Source organism: Lactococcus sp. LG1074 (assembly GCF_017309525.1).
In the GTDB taxonomy this organism is placed as follows: Bacteria; Bacillota; Bacilli; order Lactobacillales; family Streptococcaceae; genus Lactococcus; species Lactococcus petauri.
Genome location: NZ_CP071293.1, coordinates 121,651 through 146,851 on the forward strand (window position 1 = coordinate 121,651; position 25,201 = coordinate 146,851).

At 36.5% G+C, this 25,201-nt stretch carries 25 protein-coding genes; 22 read left to right on the forward strand and 3 right to left on the reverse strand.

Going from position 1 to position 25,201, the window contains the following annotated elements; genetic code table 11:
- The first annotated feature begins 322 nt into the window (after positions 1–322).
- From J0J36_RS00595 to J0J36_RS00620, 6 genes are all read left to right on the forward strand, one after another.
- Positions 323–1,120 (forward strand): glycosyltransferase, encoded by a 798-nt coding sequence (locus J0J36_RS00595; RefSeq protein ID WP_019291786.1) that lies wholly within the window; start codon positions 323–325, stop codon positions 1,118–1,120.
- A 2-nt stretch (positions 1,121–1,122) separates the two neighbouring features.
- Positions 1,123–2,253: a glycosyltransferase gene (locus J0J36_RS00600; protein WP_153924346.1), complete on the forward strand. Its 1,131-nt coding sequence runs from the start codon at positions 1,123–1,125 to the stop codon at positions 2,251–2,253.
- A gap of 200 nt (positions 2,254–2,453) precedes the next feature.
- Positions 2,454–3,461: a stealth family protein gene (locus J0J36_RS00605; RefSeq protein ID WP_019291788.1), complete on the forward strand. Its 1,008-nt coding sequence runs from the start codon at positions 2,454–2,456 to the stop codon at positions 3,459–3,461.
- A gap of 59 nt (positions 3,462–3,520) precedes the next feature.
- Positions 3,521–4,948 carry a flippase gene (locus tag J0J36_RS00610; protein ID WP_019291789.1) on the forward strand — a complete coding sequence of 476 codons (1,428 nt, stop codon included), beginning with the start codon at positions 3,521–3,523 and terminating at the stop codon, positions 4,946–4,948.
- 60 nt (positions 4,949–5,008) lie between these two features.
- Positions 5,009–6,382, forward strand: a complete 1,374-nt coding sequence (locus J0J36_RS00615) for a DUF2142 domain-containing protein (protein WP_019291790.1) — start codon at positions 5,009–5,011, stop codon at positions 6,380–6,382.
- A 4-nt stretch (positions 6,383–6,386) separates the two neighbouring features.
- Complete coding sequence (locus tag J0J36_RS00620) at positions 6,387–8,174, forward strand: hypothetical protein (RefSeq protein ID WP_019291791.1); 1,788 nt, start codon at positions 6,387–6,389, stop codon at positions 8,172–8,174.
- Positions 8,175–8,306: 132 nt separating this feature from the next.
- Here J0J36_RS00620 and J0J36_RS00625 read toward each other — a convergent pair whose 3' ends face one another.
- Positions 8,307–9,908 (reverse strand): GH25 family lysozyme, encoded by a 1,602-nt coding sequence (locus J0J36_RS00625; RefSeq protein WP_153924348.1) that lies wholly within the window; start codon positions 9,906–9,908, stop codon positions 8,307–8,309.
- 168 nt (positions 9,909–10,076) lie between these two features.
- Here J0J36_RS00625 and guaB point away from each other — a divergent pair, with 168 nt between their 5' ends.
- The 9 genes from guaB (at position 10,077) to J0J36_RS00670 (ending at position 16,426) form a co-directional block, all read left to right on the forward strand.
- Complete coding sequence (gene guaB / locus J0J36_RS00630; RefSeq protein WP_003133714.1) at positions 10,077–11,558, forward strand: IMP dehydrogenase; 1,482 nt, start codon at positions 10,077–10,079, stop codon at positions 11,556–11,558.
- A gap of 125 nt (positions 11,559–11,683) precedes the next feature.
- Entirely contained in the window at positions 11,684–11,860 is a 177-nt protein-coding gene (gene rpsU / locus J0J36_RS00635; protein WP_003134539.1) for a 30S ribosomal protein S21, read from the forward strand.
- 185 nt (positions 11,861–12,045) lie between these two features.
- The gene (gene comGA / locus J0J36_RS00640; protein ID WP_019291447.1) at positions 12,046–12,990 is read left to right on the forward strand and encodes a competence type IV pilus ATPase ComGA; all 945 of its coding nucleotides are present in this window, start codon (positions 12,046–12,048) and stop codon (positions 12,988–12,990) included.
- Entirely contained in the window at positions 12,929–13,948 is a 1,020-nt protein-coding gene (gene comGB / locus J0J36_RS00645) for a competence type IV pilus assembly protein ComGB (protein ID WP_255566838.1), read from the forward strand. The genes comGA and comGB overlap by 62 nt, the downstream gene beginning before the upstream one ends.
- A gap of 18 nt (positions 13,949–13,966) precedes the next feature.
- Entirely contained in the window at positions 13,967–14,272 is a 306-nt protein-coding gene (gene comGC, locus J0J36_RS00650) for a competence type IV pilus major pilin ComGC (RefSeq protein ID WP_153924350.1), read from the forward strand.
- Positions 14,247–14,663 carry a competence type IV pilus minor pilin ComGD gene (gene comGD, locus J0J36_RS00655; protein WP_019291446.1) on the forward strand — a complete coding sequence of 139 codons (417 nt, stop codon included), beginning with the start codon at positions 14,247–14,249 and terminating at the stop codon, positions 14,661–14,663. The genes comGC and comGD overlap by 26 nt, the downstream gene beginning before the upstream one ends.
- A gap of 31 nt (positions 14,664–14,694) precedes the next feature.
- Positions 14,695–14,928 carry a competence type IV pilus minor pilin ComGE gene (gene comGE, locus J0J36_RS00660; protein WP_019293009.1) on the forward strand — a complete coding sequence of 78 codons (234 nt, stop codon included), beginning with the start codon at positions 14,695–14,697 and terminating at the stop codon, positions 14,926–14,928.
- Complete coding sequence (gene comGF / locus J0J36_RS00665) at positions 14,909–15,349, forward strand: competence type IV pilus minor pilin ComGF (protein WP_019291444.1); 441 nt, start codon at positions 14,909–14,911, stop codon at positions 15,347–15,349. Before comGE ends, comGF begins: the two co-directional genes overlap by 20 nt.
- Before the next feature lie 231 nt (positions 15,350–15,580).
- Positions 15,581–16,426, forward strand: coding sequence for a metal ABC transporter solute-binding protein, Zn/Mn family (locus J0J36_RS00670; RefSeq protein WP_019291443.1), 846 nt, complete (start codon positions 15,581–15,583; stop codon positions 16,424–16,426).
- Between the two features lie 70 nt (positions 16,427–16,496).
- Here J0J36_RS00670 and J0J36_RS00675 read toward each other — a convergent pair whose 3' ends face one another.
- Positions 16,497–17,381 carry an RluA family pseudouridine synthase gene (locus tag J0J36_RS00675; RefSeq protein WP_019291442.1) on the reverse strand — a complete coding sequence of 295 codons (885 nt, stop codon included), beginning with the start codon at positions 17,379–17,381 and terminating at the stop codon, positions 16,497–16,499.
- A 75-nt stretch (positions 17,382–17,456) separates the two neighbouring features.
- On the opposite strand from J0J36_RS00675, the gene J0J36_RS00680 reads away from it, so the two are divergent.
- The 6 genes from J0J36_RS00680 to J0J36_RS00705 all read left to right on the forward strand — a co-directional run bounded on the left by J0J36_RS00680 (position 17,457) and on the right by J0J36_RS00705 (position 24,136).
- Positions 17,457–19,745 carry a PBP1A family penicillin-binding protein gene (locus J0J36_RS00680; protein ID WP_019335999.1) on the forward strand — a complete coding sequence of 763 codons (2,289 nt, stop codon included), beginning with the start codon at positions 17,457–17,459 and terminating at the stop codon, positions 19,743–19,745.
- 168 nt (positions 19,746–19,913) lie between these two features.
- Positions 19,914–21,749: an acyltransferase family protein gene (locus J0J36_RS00685; RefSeq protein WP_153924352.1), complete on the forward strand. Its 1,836-nt coding sequence runs from the start codon at positions 19,914–19,916 to the stop codon at positions 21,747–21,749.
- A 41-nt stretch (positions 21,750–21,790) separates the two neighbouring features.
- Positions 21,791–21,940 (forward strand): 50S ribosomal protein L33, encoded by a 150-nt coding sequence (gene rpmG / locus J0J36_RS00690; RefSeq protein ID WP_003134525.1) that lies wholly within the window; start codon positions 21,791–21,793, stop codon positions 21,938–21,940.
- Between the two features lie 5 nt (positions 21,941–21,945).
- Positions 21,946–22,143: a preprotein translocase subunit SecE gene (gene secE / locus J0J36_RS00695; RefSeq protein WP_003133731.1), complete on the forward strand. Its 198-nt coding sequence runs from the start codon at positions 21,946–21,948 to the stop codon at positions 22,141–22,143.
- A gap of 108 nt (positions 22,144–22,251) precedes the next feature.
- Positions 22,252–22,812 (forward strand): transcription termination/antitermination protein NusG, encoded by a 561-nt coding sequence (nusG, locus tag J0J36_RS00700; protein WP_003133733.1) that lies wholly within the window; start codon positions 22,252–22,254, stop codon positions 22,810–22,812.
- 46 nt (positions 22,813–22,858) lie between these two features.
- Positions 22,859–24,136 carry an MATE family efflux transporter gene (locus J0J36_RS00705; protein ID WP_019291439.1) on the forward strand — a complete coding sequence of 426 codons (1,278 nt, stop codon included), beginning with the start codon at positions 22,859–22,861 and terminating at the stop codon, positions 24,134–24,136.
- 37 nt (positions 24,137–24,173) lie between these two features.
- Here the strand turns inward: J0J36_RS00705 and mscL are convergent, their stop codons facing one another.
- On the reverse strand, positions 24,174–24,554 hold the full coding sequence (mscL, locus tag J0J36_RS00710) for a large-conductance mechanosensitive channel protein MscL (RefSeq protein WP_019291438.1): 381 nt from the start codon (positions 24,552–24,554) through the stop codon (positions 24,174–24,176).
- A 325-nt stretch (positions 24,555–24,879) separates the two neighbouring features.
- On the opposite strand from mscL, the gene rpsJ reads away from it, so the two are divergent.
- Positions 24,880–25,188, forward strand: a complete 309-nt coding sequence (gene rpsJ / locus J0J36_RS00715; protein WP_003129973.1) for a 30S ribosomal protein S10 — start codon at positions 24,880–24,882, stop codon at positions 25,186–25,188.
- The last annotated feature ends 13 nt before the right edge of the window (positions 25,189–25,201 follow it).

The window sequence follows — 25,201 nt, forward strand, 5'->3', positions numbered from 1 at the left end:
AGTAGAAAGATGAAGAAGTTTAAGAAATGTTCATATATATTATACTATTTGAAGTTTTTTCTTATTTAGGTAGATAGTATATTACCTGTATATTGAGCATTCCGATTCTATAATTTTTAGTTTTAATGATAGTTGGCAGATTCATTACTTAGGTATTTCGAAGTATTAAACGGTTCTAATTTTACGATAAAAATATATGTAAGTTTAATTTTGGGTTTTTGTGATTGAAAGAGACGTGATTAAGTACTTAAATTACGAATATTTTTATACATCAGAAAATTTGTTTTTTTAACAATAAAAGGAAAGGTTAGGCCTATTTTTTATGCCAAACACACAATTTGCACATACTTTTGTTATTTGTGCATATCAAGATTCACCATACTTAGAGAAATGTATTAAGTCATTATTATCACAGTCTTCGGTGAGAGAACAAAAATCAAAAATTATTCTCTACACCTCAACTCCCACGAGTTTAATGATTAAGACGGCTGAAAATTATAGTATTGAATATTTTGTAGGAACAGGTGGAAGTATTGGTGCCGATTGGAATGGTGCCTTATCTTTTGTACAGACAAAATATGCGACCATCGCTCACCAAGATGATACTTATGAGCCGGAGTATGGAACCAAGATTATTCAAGCTTTCCAAAAACAAGAAGATTTAAATATTGTTTTCTCTGATTACTATGAGATTGATGAAAATGATAATCTCAGAAAACGAAATATTAATTTAAAAATTAAAACTTTTGGCCTACGTCTACTTTCTCTATTTAAGAATAAGTCATATCAACGTAGAGTTTATTCTTTTGGCAACTTTATTTGCTGTCCTGCTGTCTCCTATAATATGGAACGTCTGAGTGATTTTAAGTTCAATGAAGAACTTCGAATGGCTTTAGATTGGGATGCTTGGGAGCGAATTATGCGTCGACCAGGTTATATCAAATATTTGCCAGAAAGGTTAATGGCTCATCGTATTCACAGTGATTCAGAAACAAGTGCAAATACTATTGACAAAAATAGAGAAAAAGAAGAGTATGATATGTTTCGTCGATACTGGGGTGAGAATATGACTCAGCTTCTTATGAAAATTTATGTGAATAATCAAAAAGGAAATATTTAGAAATGAAGAAAATAACTTTTGCTGTTGGAGATTTACGCATGGGTGGCTCTATGCGAGTACAAAGCGTAATTGCTAATAATTTGAATAGAAAAAAATTCGATATTACTTTTTTTTCTATGAGAAAAGTTGAAAGCTATTTTCATGTAGAACCAGAAATTATTTTTGCAAAAAATGCCATGACTCACAGCCAATTTCGAAGCATACTTATTAAAACTGGTATTCAAAAATATATTTTGAGGCAGCCTGTTGATATGACAGTCATACCAAATCCTAGTATGGTTAAGGATTTGGTGGACTATGTTAAAGAAAATAATATAGAAACGGTGGTTTTAGTTGAGCAGTGGGCTGTAGTAGCGCAAGAATTAAAAGAGCAACTACCAGATGTTAAATTGATTTCGTGGTTACATTTCAATGTTACAATGTATAAAACTTTTTTGTATGGGAAAAGTTATAGTAGATTAGTGAATAGTTATAAGTATTCTGATTTGATATGTGTCTTAACTGAGGAAGATAGATTAACTTTAAATGGTATGGGCCTTGAAAAAGTAAGGGTAATGCATAATCCATTAACAATTGAATCTCATACAGAGAAAGCTAATTTAAAAAGTAATAAAATTAGTTTTGTGGGAAGGATTGATTATCATACTAAAGGTTTGGACTATTTGCTAGATATTGCTGAAGAACTGGATGATAATTGGAGCATTCAAGTTGCAGGGAAAGGTCTGTTTTTTGAAGAAAAACGCTTTGCTTATGAAATAAAAAAGAGAAAGCTAAATAAAAAAATTCAATGGCATGGTGCTAAAAGTGGAAATGATTTAAAAAAACATTTTCAAGATAGTTCCATATTTATTAGTACAAGCCGCTTTGAAGGATTCCCACTGGTTTTTGCTGAGGCAATGAGTTTTGGCTTACCAGTTATAGCCATGAAAAATTCAGGTTCAGCTGAAGTTTTGAATAAAGGTGAGTATGGAGTTTTGGTGAAGCAAGGAGACGTTGCAGAGTTTGTAGTTAAGTTGAAACAATTTCAAAATTCACCAGATTTAAAAACCAAGTATGGGAAACTTTCGAAGGAAAGATCAGATATGTTTAGTGTAGAAAAGATTATATCTATTTGGGAAGAAATTCTTCAATAGTTAAATGTGTTCGGAAAAGGTCATGTTTTCGTTTAAATAGAATATAGAAGTTTAAGTGAAATTGTAAGAGAACACCTTATGATGAATAAATAAGTAGATATGTTTCATAATTGATTTTCTGAATTTTTAAAGTTAATATACAGAGAGTATGGCAGAAGATTAAGTTAGAAAAATAGTTAAGAGAGTAATAGGAGTTGAAGATGGCTGATAAGATAGATTTTGTGATTACTTATTTAGATGGAGCAGATCCAGAATGGATAAAAGAGAGAAATTATTATCGTGAAAAAATTCAAGGAGTTGTAACACAAGAAAATGGCGATAGCAGGTATAGAAATATGGACAACTTTCACTTTCTTTTACGCTCTATTGAGAAATTCGCTCCTTGGGTGAATAAGATTCATATTGTGACTTGGGGACATATTCCAGAATGGTTGAATACAGAAAATCCCAAAATTAATATTGTTAATCACCGAGATTTTATACCAGAAGAATACCTCCCAACTTTTAATACAAATCCAATTGAGTTGAATTTTGATAGAATTCCAGGTCTTGCGGAGCAATTTGTTAATTTTAACGATGATATGTTTTTGAATGCACCAACTCAACCTACTGATTTTTTTGAAAATGGTCTTCCAAAATTACAAATTATGCATGCTCCTTTTATGCCAACTCTGGCGCTGTTTGCCAATAATATTTTAGCTGTAAATAAGGTTGCTGATACAAAATGGTTGATAAATCCTAAGATGTTTTCATTGAAGAATGGGCTATTTGCTGCATTATCAAATCTGTATTTGTTACCAATTTTAAAATTTTACGGAAAATTTCTAGGTTTTAGAGCGGACCATCTTACTCTTCCACTGACAAAAACGATATATCGTGAATTTAGAGAGGCATTACCAGAATACTTTGATTTTGTGAGTAAGGGGAAATTTAGAAATTCACAAGATGTGAGAGGAATTTCTAACTGGGCGATTGCAGATTATGCACGTGCAACAAATCAATTCGAACCAATGAATTCTTTTAAATTTGGGAGCCTAGTTAATTTAGGAAAAGATGTTGATTTTGAAAAATTATTTAAATCAAAATATAAAGTACTTTGTCTAGAAGACGGAGATTTTGTAGCTGAAGAAGATTTTGATGATATTGTAAACAAAATGAATACTGCTTTTACAAATAAGTTACCTAATAAGAGTGGTTTTGAGAAATAAATATTAGATAGGATGGTACGTTGTAGTGTTTTTTATAAACATTTTCAACTAATAAAGAGATGAAATTTGTTAAGAATATGCTGTATAGTACAGTCTATCAAATGTTAAGCATAATTGTCCCCCTGATTACAACTCCTTATGTTTCTAGGGTTCTTGGAGCCACAGGGATAGGGATAAATGCTTATACTTACTCTATTGTGATGTATTTCGTGTTAGCGGGCGGGTTAGGTATTCAGTTGTATGGGAATCGAGAGATTGCCTATAATCAAAGAAATATTGAAGAAAAAAGTAAGGTCTTTTATGAATTGGTTATTTTAAAGTTTATAGCCATATTCATTGCTTCTATACCTTATTTGATTTTTTCAATGTATCAAGGAGACTTGAAGATTTATTTCATGCTTCAAGGTCTTGCATTATTAGGTTCAGCATTAGATATTTCTTGGTATTTCATGGGTGTAGAGAATTTTCGGATACTAGTTGTAAGAAATACGATTGCTCGTTTACTCCTCCTTATCTTAACATTTGTACTAGTTAAAACAGCAGATGATTTATGGATATATATTCTCTTAACCATGTTAGCTCCCCTGTTAGGTAATCTTACTGTTTGGCCGTTTTTAAAAAAAGAATTTGTTCCTGTAAAATTTAGAGAACTTAATATCCTAAGGCACTTAAAACCTACCCTACTACTCTTTTTACCACAAATAACGATGATGATTTATCTGTCCTTAAATAAAACAATGCTAGGAATTATGGATGGTGTTGTGAGTGCTGGCTATTATAGCCAGTCGGATATGATTATTCGTACAGCTTTTACTTTAGTTTCTAGCTTTGCTTCGGCTTTCTTGCCCCGCTTATCGAGTCTTTTTTCGGAAAAAAGACATTCTGAGATTAAAAGTTTAACTTTAAAGTCCTTTAATTTAAGTGCAACATTATCTATTTTAATCATGGCAGGGATTATGGGGGTTTCACAAACATTTGCGGTATTTTTCTTTGGGAAAGATTTTGAAGAAGTTGGCTCTTTGATGTTTGTTCAAAGTATAATGATCCTCTTTGTCGGGATAGCTGTAGTTGCTGGTAATCAATATTTATTAGCTTCAAATCGAACAAAAGAATACACGGTATCTGTTTCTATTGGCCTAGTGGTTAACGTTATTTTTAATTTTATTATGATTCCTCTTTTTGGAGTGATGGGCGCAGTAATAACAACCGTGTTAACTGAATTAGCTGTGGTTCTCTATCAGTTATGGTCAATACGCGATGTTTTTTCTTTGAGGGAAATACTGCATGGCTTTTGGAAGTATCTTCTTGCGGGCTTAGCGACCTTTTTTGTTGTATTTAATTTAGGCCAGTTGATGAATGTAAGTGTGATAAACTATATTATTCAAACGGTGCTCGGAACAAGTATGTATGCTCTAATTGTGTGGCTACTAAAAGCTCCAATTATTGCTGACATCAAGAGTATCATTCGTCTAAGAAAGAAAAATTAGAAATTTAAAATTAGTATTACTGAAGTAAATCACTAAATAGATATAGGATGAAAAGTATAGATGGAATATGTATCTAAAAATTTAAGGAAGTTATCGAAACAAAATTTGCCTGTTCATAAAATTTATATCGTGCTGGCATTGTTGTTTGGTATTATTTTTTCGATAGCTATGCCTATTTTTCATGAGCAAGATGGACAATATCATTTTGCAGCTTCGAGTGCTATGGTTGATCTTCCTGTAAACCTTTCCAATTATGGTGAATATGTTGTGGGATCAGGTATGGATAATCAAAAGCAATTTTATCAGAACGGGACTCACTTTCAACAATTCTATTTGCAAAAAGTTCAAATTATTCCACAAGAGGATGTTCCTCGAAAAATAAATGCTCTTAGTAGTAAATTTAACTATGATTATATGGGACACATTATTCCTGCATTGGGGGTTTGGGTAGGGTATCATATTTATCCCTCTCTTGGAGTAATGACAGTTGTTGCTCGCTTATTTAATCTTATAGTATGTGCTACGATGATGTTTTTCATTATTAAATGGGTAAAAAAAGGTAAACTTCTTTTTGCTTGTGTAATGTTGAGTCCGGTAGCAATTATTTCTTTTGCTAGCTTGTCTTATGATGCTATTAATTTTGTTTGGGTTGCATTTCTCATAGCTTATATGATAAATATGTCACTTAGATCTAAGTTAGTATTGAGGAAAGAGCTACCCATACTTGCAGTTTTAGGTGTGACCAGCGTTTTGTGGTTTAAAACAAATTTTCTTTTGTTGTTTGCCATGCCAGCCATTATCCTTGTTAATTATTTAATCTCTAATTATTATGGAGATGATGCTGTGCGTCAGAAGAGTAAATATAGAGTGATAGCAGTTGTTTCTTTTCTGACTTTTATAGTTGGAAGTGGTGCTTTCTATTATTGGACACATAGTAATGGAGGTGTGCGCTATGTTGTTTCAAGACTTTGGGCATCATTTGGTATTCTTAGTACTCCGACATCGAGTCAAGTTAGCCAAACACTCTTAGCCCAGACTAACAGAATGACAAATGGTATACCTTTTTGGATAGCAGGGGTTTGGTTCGCTTTATTAATATGTATTCTATTAGTTGAAGATAAGTATGTGAAATCAAAAGTGATTTCATTTGGAGCATTGGGAGTGTTTGGCATTTCTATTTTAGTTGTATATATGGCTTTTATTTCTTACAATAATGCGATATCAGGCCAAATTTATGGTGTACAAGGGAGGTACTTTACTCCTGTACTATTACTTCTTTCTCTTTTTATGGGAAATGAGGCATTTAAATTAAAAATAAAGCCGAAGAGAATAGTGGTTGTTCTTATGATAATTATTGTTATTATTTCAAATACACTGATTGTTACCAATACGTTGTCAAACATGCATGGATTATTTATTGATATGAGAGGATAAACAGATGACATTTTATAAAAATAAAAATTACATCAAAGTATTTTCTCTTTTGTTTGTAATGCTAATCAGCGTTTATTCAGGAAAGAGCACTTATGCCACAGAGGCAGATAATGGAGAGGTAACTTTCAATATCTCAGCCACCCAGCAAGGAGAACCAGCTGCATCTTCAAGTATTGCATATGAAAATATTCAAACAGCTTATGAAAATATAATGAAGGGGAATATTCCTAATGAACTAGAAAAAAGTGTTATTTGGAATACATCTTTGACCAATAAGGAAAATTTTATTAACTTAGGCGATGGATTAAGAGTGGGACAGGGAATAACGCATTCTTCTGAAGAAGCAAAAAAAATAATACAAATATTATTTCAGTCTAACTTTGATATTTTTCAATTTCTTAATGGTTCCTCCCATAAAACTATGAGTGATATAAAATCCCTCATAACTGATGAGAATGGAAAAGGTTCTGCACAAGCTGAAAGGGGACTTCTTGCGGTTATCAGTAATGCTATGATTATTAGTTTTGTAGACTTAGCTTCTAATAATCAAAATATATCTGTTGATTTGGATGGTACTAGCAGCGGTATCTCGTTAGAGTTTACAGGGATACCTGAAAATTCTCAGAACGCCTCTGGAGCTTACATTTTAGAGAACAATCAAAAGATTGGCTATAAAATAACAATCTCAAAAGATTTGCTTAAGGAAAGCGAGCAAGTATTTAGTATCCAAACTCCACCAAACGTAGTTATTGATAGCTCCTCAGTTCCACTGCAAAAAAAATCTTTATTACCTTCAGTGATACCAGAGGCTTATTATCAAGGGCTAACTGTGACTAGTGATAATTATGAGCTGCTCCAACAACAAGTATTTTCTATGACTTCTGAGAAGTTGAAGAGTACTTATACTAACGAAAATTACTATACATTACCTCGAAGTGATGAAGATATTACGATTACAGGGACACTATCAGTATCACCAAATGTACCAGAAGAAGTAAACTTCTTGTTTAATACATTACCACTTACTGCTCAGTTGAATTTACATAATTTTAACATGCAAGACGGTTCAAATGTTAAACAACCTTCAAGTTTTCAAATTACTGTTCAAGTAGGAGAAGGAGTTGGTGCGGCAAGTATAATATCTGCTCCTCTGAGTTCTGCAGGTATAAACTTCGTTATGATTGATGGTGAAAAAAATAAACTTATCAGTGGTGCTCAATATGTGTTGGGTAAAAAAGAAGCTGATAAATATTATATTTCCTCTGATAAAGGCTGGAAGGAAGTTGAACAAAGCAACCTTTCGCATCTTAATCTTGATGATTATATTCTACTGAGTGGTGGCAATATTTATAACTTAGATGATAATCAAGCGATACCAATGGCTGTTAATTCACAAAATTGGGATAGAGATTTTCAAGCAATCCAGTCTAGAAATCAATCACTTTTAGGTATAAGAGGTTTGGGACAAGGCAAACAATATTTTGTTATGCAAGTTAAAGCACCAGAGGGATATAGTAAAGTAGATCAACCTCATTATTTTACAGTACATAATAATAAAAATAACTTACAGTCACCTAGAAATTCCGATTCAATCGGCTTTGCTACAGAACAAGCTATGAAGCTTAATGGACAGATTCCTGGCTATATTGCCGGTACAAATGAGTTTAATGCCTTATCTGTTACTTCTGATATAGGTAATTTAAGTATAAATATAAAAAGTATCATTATTCCAATAATGTTGATTATATTATTTATTATCTTTATTGGAGTACTTCTTGTTTGGAAACTTTAATAAAAATAATGATTGATATGGAAGGCGGACCTTTATTAAGAGCTGCCTTTTTATTCCACTTATACTTATATTTTAAAAATGATGATATATTTTACAACAAAAACTCTGCGTGATTCACGCAGAGTTTTATTATTATTTAAAAGTGTTGTAGAAACGATTAAGGAATGCGGCCATCTCTCCACGTGTAACTGGAGCATCAGGTCGGAAAGTAGTTGGTGTGTAACCAGTGGTGATTCCTTTTGTTTTTAACCAATTGATATCATTTTTGAACATATTGTTGCTGATATCTGTAAATGGCGAAGTGTATGTTCCTGAGGCAGGGGCTTTCCCCATGGCTTTTGCAGTACGATGTAAGAAAGCAGCCATTTGTCCTCGTGTTACATTGCCGTTAGGATTATAGTGTGGCGCAGTACCATTTGAAATGTTTGCGGCAGTTAACCAAAGAATTTGATTTTTGTATTGGTTAACGTCAGTGTAAACATTGAATGGCGGGGTATAAGCTGGCGATCCAGCTAAACGGTGAAGAAATACGGCCATCTCACCACGAGTAACATAATAATCGGGTTTATAAGTAGTTGGTGTGTAACCAGTGGTGATTCCTACCTTATAATTCCAGTTGATATAGTTTTTATAAATAGATTGAGAGATATCCTTAAATGGGGAAGGATTTGGATTTTTCACGGGGAGATTAACAAACTTCACTGAGATTCTTGGTAAATCTCCACTGAAAATATTTGCATAGTCAATGCTTACATCCAATGGGCTACGTCTGCTGAAGTTTGTAAAGTATATTTGACTTGTATACTGCCATGAACCAAACTGAGTATTTTGAAGATTAGAAGCACTTGGTTTTCCATACAGATACTGAGCGATCCACATGTTTTTTGCCCCCAACTTACTTGGTTCCATTTGTCCAACACCATCCACTGCCCAAGCTTTTGAAGCATAGTGACGTGTACTTACAAAGCCTTGCTTTTTAAGTTGTTCCGCAAAGTTTTGTGAGGCAACCGTCCAGTCCCAGTAAGGCATGGTTCCCACGCTATCTTTTGGAACATATTCGGCATCGTTAATCATGACAGTACTTGTTGAAAGACCGTACTGTTTAGCAACATTTGCAAAGAAATTAGCTTCTGCTCGTGCGGTATTGTTAACAGTCGCTTGAGCCGTTTTTCCTGATTCTGAGAAATGTGAAAAGTGGTAAACAGCAACAGTTAGTCCGGCATTTTTAGCCATTTGAATTTGGGCTTTAGCTGCTGGGTTAATGTAGGTTGTGCTCTCCGTCAGTTTAACAATCACTGTCTTAACACCTTGTGCTTTAAGTTGATTGAAATCACTTTGTGTCATCCAATCTTGCCACGAAGCAATGTCGACAGCATCTTTTCGTGGTAGACTTGTATCATTGGATACCAGGTCAGAGGGGGCATTTCTTAAACTGGCTTGGGCTGTCTCCGCATCGTCAGCAATAGCGCGACGAACCCTGCTGGAAACTTTTGGAGTCTCAGTATCCTCTTGGATTTCCTCCTTTACTGTTTGCCCATCTTCATCGACGGGCGCTAAGTTTCCTTGAGCATCAATAGGAGCGGTCATTGGATTTTCTTCGGTTTGTACTTCAGCGTAATACCCCATTGGGTGATTGTCCACAGGTACTTCAGCAGTATCTGCTTGTGCTGCATGAGCAGCAAGCGCGATGAAACATAAACCGGTAAATACGGCTGCTTTTCTTAAATTGATCATTATTTCCTCATTATTATTTCTTTATTTACACATCTTTTATTTTAACAAAAACCTTAACTCAATTAAAGCCTTTTGCGAAAAAATATTGACAAATATGGTGAAAAATCATTGAAATCCCTAAAAGATAGTGATAGAATAGTAAAAATATATATTTGGAGGATAGATTTAATGTCAAATTGGGAAACAAAGTTTTTGAAGAAGGGTTACACTTTTGATGATGTGTTATTGATTCCAGCGGAATCACATGTACTGCCAAACGAGGTAGACATGAGTACCAAACTAGCGAAGAACTTGACATTGAATATTCCGATGATATCTGCTGCAATGGATACTGTAACAGATAGTAAAATGGCTATTTCAATGGCACGTCAAGGTGGACTTGGTGTTATCCACAAAAATATGAGCATTGCTGAACAGGCTGAAGAAGTGCACAAAGTAAAACGCTCAGAATCTGGTGTTATTACTGATCCATTCTTCTTGACACCTGAGCATAAGATTGAAGAAGCGGAAAACTTGATGGCGACTTACCGTATTTCGGGTGTACCCATTGTTGAAACTTTGGAAAATCGCAAGCTTGTGGGTATCTTGACTAACCGTGACCTTCGTTTTGTTTCAAACTACAATCAAGAAATCAAGAATGTAATGACTTCTGAAAACTTGATTACAGCACCTGTGGGAACTTCATTGCGTGAAGCTGAAGAAGCACTTCAAAAACACAAGATTGAAAAATTGCCATTGGTTGACGAGAGCGGTAAGCTTGCAGGTTTGATTACAATCAAAGATATTGAACGTGTGATTGAATTCCCTAACGCCGCAAAAGATAGTCAAGGTCGTCTTTTAGTAGCTGCGGCTGTTGGTGTAACCTCTGATACTTTTGATCGTGCTGAAGCTCTCTTTGCAGCTGGTGCCGATGCTATTGTCATTGACACTGCACATGGTCATTCGGCAGGTGTATTACGTAAAATCAAAGAAATTCGTGAACATTTCCCAGAACGTACATTGATTGCAGGGAATATTGCCACTGGTGAAGGTGCACGCGCACTCTTTGAAGCTGGTGTTGATGTTGTTAAAGTCGGAATTGGTCCAGGTTCAATCTGTACTACACGTGTTGTCGCAGGTGTAGGCGTGCCACAAATCACAGCTATTTATGATGCGGCAGCAGTTGCGCGTGAATACGGTAAAACAATCATCGCCGATGGAGGAATCAAATACTCTGGCGATATCGTTAAAGCTTTGGCAGCAGGAGGAGATGCAGTAATGCTTGGCTCAATGCTTGCCGGTACAGACGAATCACCAGGTGAATTCGAAATCTTCCAAGGGCGTAAATTTAAAACATACCGTGGTATGGGTTCACTTGCAGCAATGAAGAAAGGTTCAAGCGACCGTTACTTCCAAGGCTCTGTCAATGAAGCAAATAAATTGGTTCCTGAAGGTATCGAAGGTCGGGTTGCCTATAAAGGTACAGCGACCGATATCGTTTTCCAAATGGTTGGTGGCTTGAAGTCAGGTATGGGCTACACTGGAGCAGCTGATATCCTTGCTTTACATGAGTCAGCACAATTTATCGAAATGTCAGGTGCTGGTTTGAAAGAATCTCACCCACACGATGTTCAAATTACAAAAGAAGCTCCAAACTACTCCGTACAATAAGCGAAAAGGCAGAGACAATCTGCTTTTTTTATTTTATACATCTAGTTGACAAATATACAGCCTTTTGATAGAATGTTAGGAGTGCTCTTTAAGAGTAAATACGAAAATGAAATGGGGTGAAATCAATGTCAAAAACTATCGTTCGTAAAAATGAATCGCTTGACGACGCTCTCCGCCGTTTCAAACGTTCAGTAACAAAAGCTGGAACTCTTCAAGAGCTCCGCAAACGTGAACACTACGAAAAACCTTCTGTAAAAGCTAAACGTAAATCAGAAGCTGCACGTAAACGTAAAAAATTCTAATTGAAAATTTTGAACCTGCCTTTGGGCAGGTTTTTTTATTACTCTTGCCTCTATTATGCATTGAGAAAGGGTATCAAGTAAGCAACAAAGCTTATTATAAATTATCTGCTCATTTTTTCAAAAAAATTGTGATAACTTGCTAACTTTATCGTGTTAATAAGTAAGCTTAGCTAAGGAGGTCAATCATGATACAGGTTTTGGCAAAAAACCTTTTACAAAAAGCAGTAGATCAGATGGTGCACGATCTTTATTTAGTAGCATTAGAAGGAAAGTATTCTCTCTATTTTCGTACAACAACAGAAAGGAGGTTTGAAGGAGAACTCACCCTTGAGCAAGGGCAAGCACTGATTGCTCATATGAAATTTTTATCTGGTATGAATCTAGGAGAAAGTAGACGAGTACAGTTGGGGGCTTGCACTTATATCTTAGATAAAGGTGAGCAGCGCTTACGTTTATCTACTGTCGGTGATTTTCATGGTCAAGAAAGCTTGGTTATTCGACTCTTGCATCATCAACAAAACCAACTTCATTTTTGGAATTCAGAGATCTTTAATACTATTATTGGGGGAAGAGGCCTTTACCTTTTTTCAGGTCCTGTAGGTTCAGGTAAGACCAGTCTTATGTACAAATTTGCAAGGGAGCATTTTAAAAATCAACAAGTTATTTGTATAGAAGATCCTGTGGAGTTAGTAGAAAATGAATTTTTGCAACTTCAAGTCAATAAAGTAATAGGGAATGATTATGATTCCTTGATTAAGCTTTCGCTGCGACATAGACCTGATTTACTTATTGTTGGTGAAATTAGGGATAGTCAAACGGCAAAAGCTGTTCTTCGTGCAAGTTTGACTGGGTATACAGTATTCTCTACTGTTCATGCACGCTCAATATCAGGTGTAATTGCACGCTTAAAAGAACTTGGATTAAGTGATTGGGAGCTACAATCCAGTCTTCAGCGGGTGATTTATCAACGATTAATTGCAGGAAAGGGATTGCTTGTTTGTGAAAAGGAAAAGTTTGAAGAATGGAAACCAGACGAATGGAATGACCAGATTGATCAGTTGGTTGCAGATGGATTTATCTCAGCTGTTGCAGCTGCGCGCGAAAAAATTGAGTTTAGCAAAGCAGATTAAGCTCATTCAACTCATGAATAATCTTTTCAAAAGTGGCTTTCACCTCTCTGAAATTATTGATTTCCTTGAACGATCGGGTCTTGCGGAAGCATACTTTATTTCCAAAATGCGTGAAGGTTTACTTAATGGGAAAAGTTTCTCTGGTATTTTGGCGAAGCTAAATTTTTATGAGGATGTTGTGACTCAGCTCTCTTTGGCTGAGTCTCATGGGAATGTTGAGTATACTTTAGGATTGATTGAAGAAAAACTGATACGTGTTTTGAACATCCGCAAAAAGCTTGTCCAAGTTGCCACTTATCCGATTGTTCTTCTGGCATTTCTAATCTTTATTATGCTTGGATTGAAAAATTATTTACTGCCCCAACTGGAAGAAAACAAAGGATTAGCAACTTATGCCATACAGAATCTTCCGACCCTCTTTTTAGGGTGGCTCTTCAGTTTGTTCGTTTTCTTTTATCTGTGCAGATACTATTGGAAGAAAAAAACTGCTTTAGAAGCGCTGAGGCTAATGGTCAAAATACCTTTTGTTGGCCGTTTTGTCCAGCTTTATTTGACAGCTTATTTTGCAAGAGAATGGGGAAACTTAATTGCTCAAGCTGTCGATTTACGTCAGATTTGTTTTATTATGCAAGAACAAAAAAGTCGAATTTTCAAAGAATTCGGTTTTGAGCTTCTTCAAATATTAGATAGTGGTCAGAAGTTTGAAGATGCTCTTCGATTTTACCCCATATTTACCAAGGAGCTCTCATTAATTGTGGAATATGGTGAACTAAAGTCCAAGCTAGGGAAAGAGTTAATGATTTTTTCTGAAGAAAACTGGTCGCTCTTTTTTGAAAGGATGGAAAGAGCAATGCAACTTATCCAGCCTATCGTTTTCTTGCTCGTGGCGCTGTTGATTATTTTAATTTATGCGGCAATGCTACTTCCTATATATAGCAATATGGGAAACTTGATTTGAAAGAACATGGAGGAATGAATGAAAAAAAAGAGACTCAAAGCTTTTACTTTGATTGAAATGCTTGTCGTCTTACTTATTATCAGTGTGTTACTTTTATTGTTTGTCCCAAATTTGGCTAAAGAAAAGAAGAATATCCAAAATACGGGTCAAACAGCGGTTGTTAAGGTTGTCGAAGGTCAAGCCGAACTTTATCAACTTGATAAACAGGATAGTCCTAACTTAGGGAAGCTTGTCTCCGACGGTTTAATTACGCAAAAACAAGCCGATAGCTACAATGATTATTATACCAAGAACCCTAATGCAAAATGTAATGTATCGAATTAAAGCTTTGACCTTACTAGAGAGTTTACTAGTCCTTTTCCTTTGCTCTTCTGTTCTTTTTCTCTTTTCAGGTTCGGCCAAACAAAGTGTCAGGATAGCACGCGCAGAGATTTTTATTTTACAATTTGAGCGACTTTATAAGGATACCCAGCGTATGGCAGGATTAAAGGGACAGCAACAGACATTGAGTGCGAGTAATGGCACACTATACAGCCAAGAGGAAGTGCTGAAAGTTCCAGAGGAGGTTGAAATAAATGATTTTTCTATTACTTTTGATCAAAAATCAGGCAACTCGAGCCTACAAAAAATTACAATATTTCTTCCTTATCAGAAAAAAAACATCTCTTATCAATTGGAAATTGGAAGCGGGAAATATAAGAAAAAAATCACTTGAAGCATATCTTCTATTAGAGAGCTTAATTGCTATGAGTTTGCTTGTCTTTTTCGTCACGGTTATTTTAGAACAAGTTATTCAGGTTAAGAAACAAACGGAGATGGAAAATAAGGATATCGAAGCCTTAAATGTCGCTCATATGGCAATAGATACGGGGAAAAAGCATTTGAAATTAAATGGTGTGGAGATTTCGATTGAGGAAACTACTTCGCAAATGACTATCCGTGAGTCGGGAAAGGTATTGATTGTTCTTGAAAAAAATTAAAGTTACAGCCTTTACTCTCCTGGAATCACTCCTTGCTTTACTCGTGTTAGTAGGTACTTTTTCCCTTTTTCTAGATATTACTAAAATTTTTCATGAAGAAGTAAAACGAGCAACAATAGATCACACCCAAGATTGGCAACTTTTTTGCAGTCTACTGAGAAGCGAACTTGAGGGAGCAAGCTTAGATAAGGTAGAAAATAACTATCTTTATGTACGCAAACATGTTAATCTAAGATTTGGGCTTTCCTCTAAAGGCGATTTTCGGAAAACTAATGCTAATGGGCGAGGTTATCAACCCATGATCCATCATATAAAAAATGCTAAAATTAGCCAGGAGGGAGGGCAGGTAAAAATTATATTGTCTTTTGAAAAAGGAGGAGACCGCATATTTCTTTACAAGTTCTCAGAAAAAGAAAGTTAAGAGCCAGTATTTTACTCTATACACTAGTCATCTCCCTTCTTTTCAGCTTGCTTTTACAGTATTATTTGCAAGGAGCTATTAATGCTAGAAAACAACGCTTATTGCAACGGAATCAACTCCAACTGCAGTTAAGAGAAAAGATCATACAGCGTGAAAAACATGACAAATGAAAAATAGTTAACTGGTAGTTAACCGGTTGACTTTGTTTTAAATTTGTATTATACTAGCTTTATGAAAAAATATACCCTTCTATTCCTTATCCCAGTCTTGCTATTATTGACAGCTTGTCAAAAAACAGCAAGTGAGAAACCACAAATTGTGACAACATTTGAGCCAATGTATGAGTTTACGAAAGCTGTCGTTGGTGATAAAGTTGACATTATTAATATCGTTCCTGCTAATCAAGAAGCACATGATTTTGAGCCAAGTGCAAAAGACATGACTACTTTGACAAATGCAGATGCTATTATTTATAATTCAAAATACCTTGAAAAATGGGCCCCTTCTGTAAAAAATAAAGGTGTTAAAATAGAAGCAAGTACACCCGTAGAAAAAATTGGTGATGATCCGCATACATGGGTAAGCCCTAAAGCAGCCTTACTTGAAGTCCGCTATATCGCAGATGAATTATCAAAAAAATTCCCTGAATATAAGGAAGATTTCACTAAAAATGCTGATGAGTATATTGGAAAGTTGAAAAAAATAGATCAAGACTTTGATCAATTGAAAAATGCTAAAAATAAAACGTTTATCACACAGCATGAAGCTTTTGGCTACCTGGGCCGTGATTATGGATTGACAACAATTGCCATTACAGGCCTTGATCCTGAAGCAGAACCTTCAAGTGCAACATTGATTAAACTGAAAAATGAGATGCAAAAAGCAAATTTAAATACTGTTTATTTTGAAGATAACTCTAGCAGTAAGCTAGCGGAGACTTTAGCCAAGGAAGCAGGAGCCAAGTTGTTGGTGATTAACCCTGTTGAGGGATTGACCGATGAACAAAAAAAATCAGGTGAAAGTTACCTGACAATTATGGAAGAAAACCTAAAATCACTGAAAGAAACAATTAAATAAGACTTAAGCTTATTTTAAGAAGCTTTCACTATAATAAAGACCTTCCTAAAAAAATCTTTTCATAAAACTCCTAAGGTCTACTTTTCGAAAGTAGGCTTTTTTTGCCTTGTTGAAAAGTCTGGCTAGATGCTTTAATTTCTATTAATTCCTCTGTGAAAGGATGAAAGAAATATATTTTTTCTGCGTGAAGCATCAAGCGCTGATTTTTTAACGCTAAATTATAGAGGGGATCACCGACGATAGGATGCCTTTCACTGGAAAGGTGAACTCGTATTTGGTGCGTACGGCCGGTATCAAGAGTACATCTTACAAGGGAGTGCCTGTGTTCTTTTTCGAGTACAGTCACATGCGTAATGGCTCTTTTTCCATTTTTACTGGTGACATATTTTTTTCGGTCGTGCCGATCTCTTCCAATATTTTTATTAAGAGTTAAGCTTTTTTCGTTAAAATAACCTTGTACAACTGCCAAATAAGAGCGATGGATTTTATTTTCCTCAAACATTTTACCCAGAATGGGCAGAATCAATTGGTTTTTGGCAAAGAGGACTGCTCCAGAGGTCTCCTTGTCCAAGCGATGAACGACATGTACGGGGCTCTTCAGGCGAGCTGTCACGTGATTTTGTAGGGCGATTTCCTCAGCAGTGTTGCCATGAGTTTTCATGCCTTCGGGTTTATTTACAATCACAAGGTGTTCATCTTCATACAGGATATCGGCAAGATGAGGGTTGCCTACGGGAACCTCCAGCTGCCTGAAATCGTCGTCATCAAAAATAAGAGTAACTTCGTCTTGGGGCTTTATGGAATCCTCCCAGTCTGCCAATGTGCCGTTAAGGAAGACATGTTTTTTGGTTCTTAAAAGGTGTCTTTGTTTGCGTGGAACGAGCCAAGTGTGCTCCAGTAAATGCGAAACACTTTGCTTTTTAATTTTTTTTGGTAAAATTAAACTAAATTTCATATAGAATATTGTAACACAAAGGCTTTTTTGTTAGAATAGGCAAAATATAGAATACAAAAGGATTTTTAAAAAATCATGTCAGAAAAAGATCAAAATTTTAGTCGTCGTGCTAAAAACAAGAAATCATCTAAAAAAATAGAAAATAATAATGAAGAAGAAAAAGAGCTGAAAGAAGCGGAAATTCCGCTTGAAGACCTTAAAGGCATAAAAAAATATTTAAGAATGATGGCGCCTTATACAGAAAAAATAAGGCAATTTTTACGTCCAGTAAAACGTTTCTGGAAAAAGTATAATTTAACTAAAATTACTATTATTGCTATTTTGGTTATGATTCTTGCTGTTGGTTCTTATTTGTTCTATTTGGCAAAAACGGCCAATGTATCCATCTTGCAAAAATCCATTGATGCGCAAACGCAAATTGTGGACAAAAATGGTGATGAAGCAGGATTACTTTATGGAAGTAAAGGAACAACAGTTAAGTTTGATGCCATAAGTGACAATATTAAAAATGCCGTAGTCGCCACCGAGGACCGTACTTTTTATAAGAACCATGGGGTTAATCTGAGTCGCTTTAGCTTAGCAGTTGTTACTTTGGGGCGTTTTGGTGGTGGATCTACCATCACGCAGCAGTTGGCCAAAAATGCCTACCTTACTCAGAAACAAACGATTGACCGTAAAGCCCGGGAATTTTTCCTCGCTTTAGAAATCAATAAACATTACAGTAAACAAGACATTCTTACAATGTATCTGAATAACGCTTATTTTGGGAATGGTGTTTGGGGGATTGAAGATGCCAGTAAAAAATACTTTGGAGTCTCAGCAAATGCAGTTACCGTAGATGAGGCCGCTACGCTTGCGGGGATGTTGAAGGGTCCAGAAATTTATAACCCACTTTACCAGGACGGAAAATATGCGACACCGCGACGAGATACGGTACTGCAGAACATGGTCAGTGCAGGATACCTCACGCAGTCAGAAGCAGACAGTTATGCATCGGTCGATCTGGCCTCTCGGGTAAAAGATACTTATGTTTCTCAGTCAGAAGCTTACAAGTATCCAAGCTATTTCAATGCTGTGATTGCGGAAGCTGAACGCAAATATGGCCTTAGCTTGCAGGACATTATGAATGACGGTTATAAGATTTATACAACTTTGGATCAAAACAAGCAGGCAGGGATGCAGGTCACTTATGACAATGCCGCACTTTTCCCACAAGCTGCAGATGGCACGCACGCACAGTCAGGTTCGGTGGCAATCAATCCGAAAACTGGTGGCGTCGAGGCTCTTGTTGGCAATGTCACATCAGAAGACCATAACAGTTTCCTTGACTTTAACTATGCCACACAATCGAAACGTTCGACAGGTTCAGTTATCAAACCGTTAATCGCCTATCTGCCCGCAGTCCAAGCAGGTTGGCCAATCGATAAAGTATTGGAAGATAAACCAACCACTTATCCAGGTAATTGGACACCGCAAAATTACAGTGGAGAGTACCTGGGTACTGTACCAATGTATCAAGCTTTAGCTAACTCCTACAATATTCCTGCTATTAATACTTATCGTGATATCACTCCAGAAAAAGGGAATGCTGTTGGGCGTGAATTTGGTTTGAATCTCAATAAAAAAGATGAAAACAACACTTTATCAACCGTTCTTGGTTCTGGTGTCGAAACAAATCCTTGGGAAATGGCTCAAGCTTTTGCAACTTTCGCGAATGAGGGTGTAATGAACAGCGCGCATTTGATTACTAAAATTGAAAATGCAGCTGGGGATACAATCGCAACAGCCAACGTGACACAAAAACGGATCATGACCAAAGAAGTAGCAGAGAAGATGAATTCCATGATGTTGGGTACATTTACCAACGGTTCAGCTTGGAATGCTGCACCGGCAAGCTATGCAATGGCAGGTAAAACAGGGACAAATAATACGACTGACCAATGGGTGGTTGGTTATACACCTGATATTGCGATTGCACTATGGATTGGTTTCCCGAATGAGACAAATGAGCAGCAACAACTAGAAGGTTCTTCTGAGGGGCAACCTTCAGTCATCTTCCGGAATATAGCCAGCTATTTGCTTCCTTATACAGATGGAACCGCCTTTACAGCTGAAAATGCCTATGCCATGCATAATATTGCACCAATAACTCCAGCTTGGACAGCTCTGCGTGATCAACAAGATGCAATTGTTTATCAAGAGCAAAGTGCACAAAACAGTTCAGGAAATATGCCACAAACAGAAGATTCTAGCAGTGATTCTTCTGAAAAAGGCAGCGGATTTGATTTCCAAAAAACAGTAGATGATGCTAAAAATGCTACCAAAGATGTTTGGGATAAAATTACTGGTTTTTTCGGTAGGTAAATTGTTCTAAAAAAGCATGAAAAGTGATAAAATAAGGGTAGTGCATAGATGAGAAAAAGAGTCATGGCACGGCTCTTTTTCTTGCAAATATATGAAAAAAATTATTGAAATAAAAATATAAAAAGAGAATAATAAAAGTGAATCTTACTTTTTAGAAGGAGGACAGTTTTGGAAGCAAAAAAACGCTACGTAACAGGTTTTAATGGCTTACGTACCCTTGGGGTTCTTGCTGTCATTTTGTATCATCTTTATCCACAGAAAATCCAAGGGGGATTTTTAGGCGTTGTTCTCTTCTTTGTGTTGTCCGGCTACTTAGTCACGGATTCACTACTAAGAGAATATACTAAAACTAAAAAGATAAGACCACTTAAGTTTTGGGGGAAAAGAGCCAAGCGTATTTACCCCATGCTCTTGGCTGTTTTCTTGATTGTTTCGCCTTATTTGTTCTTCTTCCAACAAAATCAGATGAAGGGCCTCAGGTCAAACTTTCTCTCAAGTATTTTTATGGTGCAAAACTGGTGGCAAATTCAGCAGGGATCATCCTACTTTGCTGATGCTGCAGGAGAATCACCTTTTAAGCATATATATTATCTGGCGATTGAAGGACAATTCTTTATTTTCTGGCCGCTCATTATGATCTTTTTAGTGAAGGTCATTCGGAGTAAGAAGCACAGTTTCCTTCTGACAAACTTTTTAGCCATTCTCTCATTGATTCTGATGATTGCTCAGTATAAGGTGGGGCAAGATCCAACGCGTGTGTATTATGGCACAGATACCCGTATTTTTAGTCTCCTGATGGGGGCAAGTATGGCTTTCATTTGGCCAATGAACAAAATGCCTGCCAAGTTGAATAAAAAAGGACAAGCTTTTGGACGTAACCTTTTATGGGGCGTGCTTGCACTGACTTTAATCTTATATGTTTTTATGCCAGCGCAAAGTCCAGTGACTTACTATGGCGGCCTTTGGTTTGTCAGTCTCTTAACAATGTTATTAATCCTTTTGGTTGTTCATCCGGGCTTGAAAGCAAATAAAATATTTTCAAATAAACTTTTTGATTATATTGGTTCACGTTCGTATGGGATTTATCTCTGGCAATTACCAGTCTTTGCTTTAGTTGCTGCTAAAGTCGTTAATCCGACAAGTTGGTACAACGTCATTTGGCAGTTGGTCTTGATTTTTGCCTTATCTGAGTTTTCATATCGCTTTATTGAACGTCCGCTCGTTGCTTATGATTACAGCAACTTATGGCCTTGGGTGATGACAAAAGTTGAGCAAATTAAGCAGGAAAAATGGCGCGCCTTACCCGTCCGCGTAATCCTAGTGTCCGTTTTAGTGCTTGTATCACTCGTTATGATTCTTACTTCTCCAAAATCACCACATGATCAGCAAGTGTTAGAAGCTCGAATTATGGAGCAACAAAAAGCGCTTGAAGCTGCAAACTTAAAAGCTGCTAATGCCCGTGTCAGCACGCCACTAAAGACTATCGCTGAAAAATATGGTGTTGATCCAGTGGTTGCCGAAAGAGCAAGTAAGATGCAAATTTTTGCAGTTGGTGATTCTGTGATGGTTGCAGGGTCAACCACTCTACAGGAAGCCTTCCCAAGAATGACGATAAAAGCTGTTGTTGGTGAGCAAGTAGATGGTGGAGCGACCATTTTAGCAGATAATAAAGAAGCAGTTGAAAAAGCAGATGCTGTCTTAATTGGTCTTGGAACTAATGGCACACTGACCGTTGGCAATACAAATTACGTGGAAAAAATTATGGAAGAAGTTGGTGATAAACCGGTCTTCTGGATTAATAATCAAATGCCACGCCCGTGGGAAAGCAATAACAATGAACAATTAGAAGCGATGGCTAAGAAGTATCCTAACTTGACAATCATCGATTGGCATGGCTTATCAGCAAATCAAAGTTCATGGTTCTATAGTGATGCTATCCATCCGAAGGACCAAGGGGCAATTAATTATACACGCCTTGTCTTAGAAAATATGACAAAAAAATAGAGAGATTTGTATTTTTCTCTTAGTTCTGCTAAAATAATAGCATGTTAAAAAAAGCAGGATTGGCCTGTACGGTGTGCGGTTCGAGAAACTATTCTCTTCAACTGTCCGGTACAGCAAAAGAAAAACGCATAGAAGTCAAGAAGTTTTGCTCACGTTGTGGCAAACATACTTTGCATAAGGAAACGAGATAAGTCAAATGTTTAAATTTATTGGAAGTGTTGTCAAAGAAATGAAGTTAACAACGTGGCCGACACGTAAGCAGTCTGTCATTGATTTTTTCATGGTTATTGAATATACAGTTTTCTTCCTCATCTTTTTGATGATCTTTGACTGGGTAACACAAAATGGTATCACAAGTGCTGTACAGCATCTGCTTCCATTTGTACGTAATTAGTGATATAATGAAAGAAGAGGCGAAAGCCTTTTTCTTATACAATCCGTTCAGAACATGAACTCATAAATTTGAAACTAAAAAAATAAAAAACAATAAAGAGGTACTCCAATGGACGAAAGTACATTAACAAGTTTTGACCAAGGCTGGTTTGTTATCCAAACTTATTCTGGTTACGAGAAAAAAGTAAAAGAAGATTTACTTGAACGTGCAGAACTTTATAACATGGCAGATAAAATTCTTCGTGTTGAAATTCCGACAGAAACAGTTCGCTCAGAAGTGAACGGTAAGATGAAAGATGTTGAAGAAAATCTCTTCCCAGGTTATGTTTTGGTAGAAATGAACATGACAGATGAAGCTTGGTTTATCGTTCGTAATACACCGAACGTTACAGGTTTCGTTGGGTCACACGGTAACCGTTCAAAACCAACGCCACTTTTTGAAGAAGAAATTCAAGAAATCCTTATTGGTATGGGTAAAGTTGTACGTGAAATTGATTTTGATATCTTTGTGGGTAAACGTGTACGTATCATTGATGGCGCCTTCTCAGGATTTGAAGCGCCAATCACAGAAGTCCTAGGCGACGATAAGATTAAAGTTATGGTCGATATGTTTGGTCGTGAAACACCAGTAGAGCTTGATTTACACCAAATCGAAGAAGTTGAAGGATAAAAAATAAGAGCGTATCGTTAAGGGTGCGCTCTTATTTATTAGGGATATGAAATCTACAAAAGAAATATTAAAATTTGCGCTCCCAGCCGTAGTTGAGAATTTTCTGCAGATGCTGGTGGGGATTAGTGATACCTTTTTAGTCACCCGAATTGGACTCACAGCTGTAGCAGGTGTGTCACTAGCCAATAATATTATCACCGTTTATCAGGCCGTTTTCATAGCTTTAGGGACAATTTTATCAAGCTTCCTTGCACGTGAAATGTCAAAGAAAATGGTGAACGCAGGGGTAAAGCTCACTGCATTACTGGGAGGGACTATTGGGATTCTTACGGCTCTTTTTGCACAAGCTCTCGTGCGCTTTTTTGGCGGGCGTGGGGATGTAGCGACTTTAGGTCAAGAGTACCTCCTTTTGGTTGGTGGGACAATTATTTTGCTGGCTTTAATGACCAGTTTTGGAGCCATTATCAGAGCAAATGGGGACAGCCGTACACCCATGTATGCGAGTCTCTTTGCCAATATTTTAAATATCGCTCTCTCAGCCCTTTTGATATTTGTTTTTCATATGGGAATTATGGGAGCTGCCTTAGGAGCAATCTTTTCGAGGGGCGTAGCGCTTCTGTATCTCTGGAAAAAACTCAAAGATAAGGATTTACAACCTACGAAAAACTTTTTCTCTGAAAAAATCAGTAGAGAACTGATCTTTTTAACAATTCCGGCCGCTGGTGAACGTTTGGCGATGCGTCTAGGAGATTTGGTAATCATGGTGCTGATTATTGCTCTTGGAAATCGGGTTTTTGCAGGAAATGCGATCGGCGAAAGTATTACTCAGTTTAACTATATGCCGGCATTCGGTTTAGCTACCGTAACAGTTATTTTGGTGGCTCAAGAGTTTGGACAACATAACTATGGAGCCATTCAGTCATATATTAAAAGAACCTACTGGCTAGCGACAGGGATGATGTTGAGTATTGGTTTGCTTCTTGTCTTAGTTTCTACATCATTAAGTAATCTTTTTACGACAGACACTGTCGCTATAGCTTCAAGTAACACAGTTATCCTCTTTTCTTTTTTGGCAACTTTTTTTGTCACTGGAACGACCACTTATACGGCGGCTTTTCAAGGAATAGGTAATGCAAAACTTCCTTTATATACAACAATTATCGGGATGCTTATTATACGTGTGGGTCTCGGCTATATTCTAAGTCAAACATTTACCTTGGGCTTAGAAGGCATCTGGTTTGCCGTGCTTGCAGATAATTTTTTCCGCTTTGTCTTTTTAAAATTCAATTTTGATAGGAAAGTTAGAACTTTTCTTACACACTAAAAACCTCTATTATAATAGAGGTTTTTAGTGTGTAATGTTATTTTGAAAGTTCTTTTTCTTTCAAAAGGTCACGGATTTCACGCAGAGTATCTAATTCATCGTTAGAAACAATTTCTTCTTGCTCTTCTTTCTTAGGGAAAAGCTTGTTGATGGCTTTTATGAGAATGAAGATGACAAAGGCTGTAATCAAGAAGTTTAAAACATCATTTAAGAAAGCCCCATAAGCAAAAGTTGCACCAGCAACCTTAACTGACATTTGTGTCAAAGCGCCATCTTGAACAAAAAGACCAATAAGTGGGTTGATAAGGTTATTTACCAAAGAAGTGACAATGGCCGTAAAAGCAGCACCAATGATAACCCCAACTGCCAAATCTAAGACATTACCACGTAAAATAAATTCTTTGAATTCTTTAATCATAAGTTCTCCTATATTAATTAATATGTATTTATTACTATTATATAGTATTTCTAAAGCCATGTGAATTATTCTGTCGCAAAATATTCACGTAAAGTAAGGGCTAGAAGTAAAAGAGAAGACATATGAGTGAGCTAAAAATAAATTAAATAAAAAGGTATTATGCCCTTGACAAGACAAAGTCGCTTTGGTAGAATAGATAGGTGCTGTAAAAATTACAGTATTAGCGACGAAGCGAGAGGTTGCGACACACCCGAAAGTATTGCCATACTTCAGTGTCGGTTTTCCCGCTGAGCTAGCCTATTAACAAATAGACGAAGGAGAAAAAATGGCAACTAAAAAAATCCGTATCCGCCTCAAAGCATACGAACACCGTATCCTTGACGCTGCTGCTGAAAAAATTGTAGAAACTGCAAAACGTACAAACGCAGAAGTAAGTGGTCCAATCCCACTTCCAACTGACCGTAGCGTCTACACAGTTATCCGCGCGACTCACAAATACAAAGACTCTCGCGAACAATTTGAAATGCGTACACACAAACGTTTGATCGACATCATCGAACCAACACAAAAAACTGTTGATTCATTGATGAAACTTGATCTTCCAAGTGGCGTAAACATCGAAATTAAATTATAAGAAAGGTAATTCT

Bases quoted from the DNA above. Each gene is read 5' to 3' on its own strand.
- mscL (WP_019291438.1), bottom strand. From the start codon at position 24,554: ATGATTAAAGAATTCAAAGAATTTATTTTACGTGGTAATGTCTTAGAT.
- comGA (WP_019291447.1), top strand. From the start codon at position 12,046: ATGATACAGGTTTTGGCAAAAAACCTTTTACAAAAAGCAGTAGATCAG.
- J0J36_RS00625 (WP_153924348.1), bottom strand. From the start codon at position 9,908: ATGATCAATTTAAGAAAAGCAGCCGTATTTACCGGTTTATGTTTCATC.
- J0J36_RS00595 (WP_019291786.1), top strand. From the start codon at position 323: ATGCCAAACACACAATTTGCACATACTTTTGTTATTTGTGCATATCAA.
- comGE (WP_019293009.1), top strand. From the start codon at position 14,695: ATGAGTTTGCTTGTCTTTTTCGTCACGGTTATTTTAGAACAAGTTATT.
- J0J36_RS00670 (WP_019291443.1), top strand. From the start codon at position 15,581: ATGAAAAAATATACCCTTCTATTCCTTATCCCAGTCTTGCTATTATTG.
- rpsJ (WP_003129973.1), top strand. From the start codon at position 24,880: ATGGCAACTAAAAAAATCCGTATCCGCCTCAAAGCATACGAACACCGT.
- J0J36_RS00600 (WP_153924346.1), top strand. From the start codon at position 1,123: ATGAAGAAAATAACTTTTGCTGTTGGAGATTTACGCATGGGTGGCTCT.
- J0J36_RS00705 (WP_019291439.1), top strand. From the start codon at position 22,859: ATGAAATCTACAAAAGAAATATTAAAATTTGCGCTCCCAGCCGTAGTT.
- comGD (WP_019291446.1), top strand. From the start codon at position 14,247: ATGCAAAATGTAATGTATCGAATTAAAGCTTTGACCTTACTAGAGAGT.
- J0J36_RS00615 (WP_019291790.1), top strand. From the start codon at position 5,009: ATGGAATATGTATCTAAAAATTTAAGGAAGTTATCGAAACAAAATTTG.
- comGB (WP_255566838.1), top strand. From the start codon at position 12,929: ATGGATTTATCTCAGCTGTTGCAGCTGCGCGCGAAAAAATTGAGTTTA.
- J0J36_RS00610 (WP_019291789.1), top strand. From the start codon at position 3,521: ATGAAATTTGTTAAGAATATGCTGTATAGTACAGTCTATCAAATGTTA.
- J0J36_RS00680 (WP_019335999.1), top strand. From the start codon at position 17,457: ATGTCAGAAAAAGATCAAAATTTTAGTCGTCGTGCTAAAAACAAGAAA.
- J0J36_RS00605 (WP_019291788.1), top strand. From the start codon at position 2,454: ATGGCTGATAAGATAGATTTTGTGATTACTTATTTAGATGGAGCAGAT.
- secE (WP_003133731.1), top strand. From the start codon at position 21,946: ATGTTTAAATTTATTGGAAGTGTTGTCAAAGAAATGAAGTTAACAACG.
- rpmG (WP_003134525.1), top strand. From the start codon at position 21,791: ATGTTAAAAAAAGCAGGATTGGCCTGTACGGTGTGCGGTTCGAGAAAC.
- nusG (WP_003133733.1), top strand. From the start codon at position 22,252: ATGGACGAAAGTACATTAACAAGTTTTGACCAAGGCTGGTTTGTTATC.
- J0J36_RS00675 (WP_019291442.1), bottom strand. From the start codon at position 17,381: ATGAAATTTAGTTTAATTTTACCAAAAAAAATTAAAAAGCAAAGTGTT.
- comGC (WP_153924350.1), top strand. From the start codon at position 13,967: ATGAAAAAAAAGAGACTCAAAGCTTTTACTTTGATTGAAATGCTTGTC.
- J0J36_RS00620 (WP_019291791.1), top strand. From the start codon at position 6,387: ATGACATTTTATAAAAATAAAAATTACATCAAAGTATTTTCTCTTTTG.
- guaB (WP_003133714.1), top strand. From the start codon at position 10,077: ATGTCAAATTGGGAAACAAAGTTTTTGAAGAAGGGTTACACTTTTGAT.
- rpsU (WP_003134539.1), top strand. From the start codon at position 11,684: ATGTCAAAAACTATCGTTCGTAAAAATGAATCGCTTGACGACGCTCTC.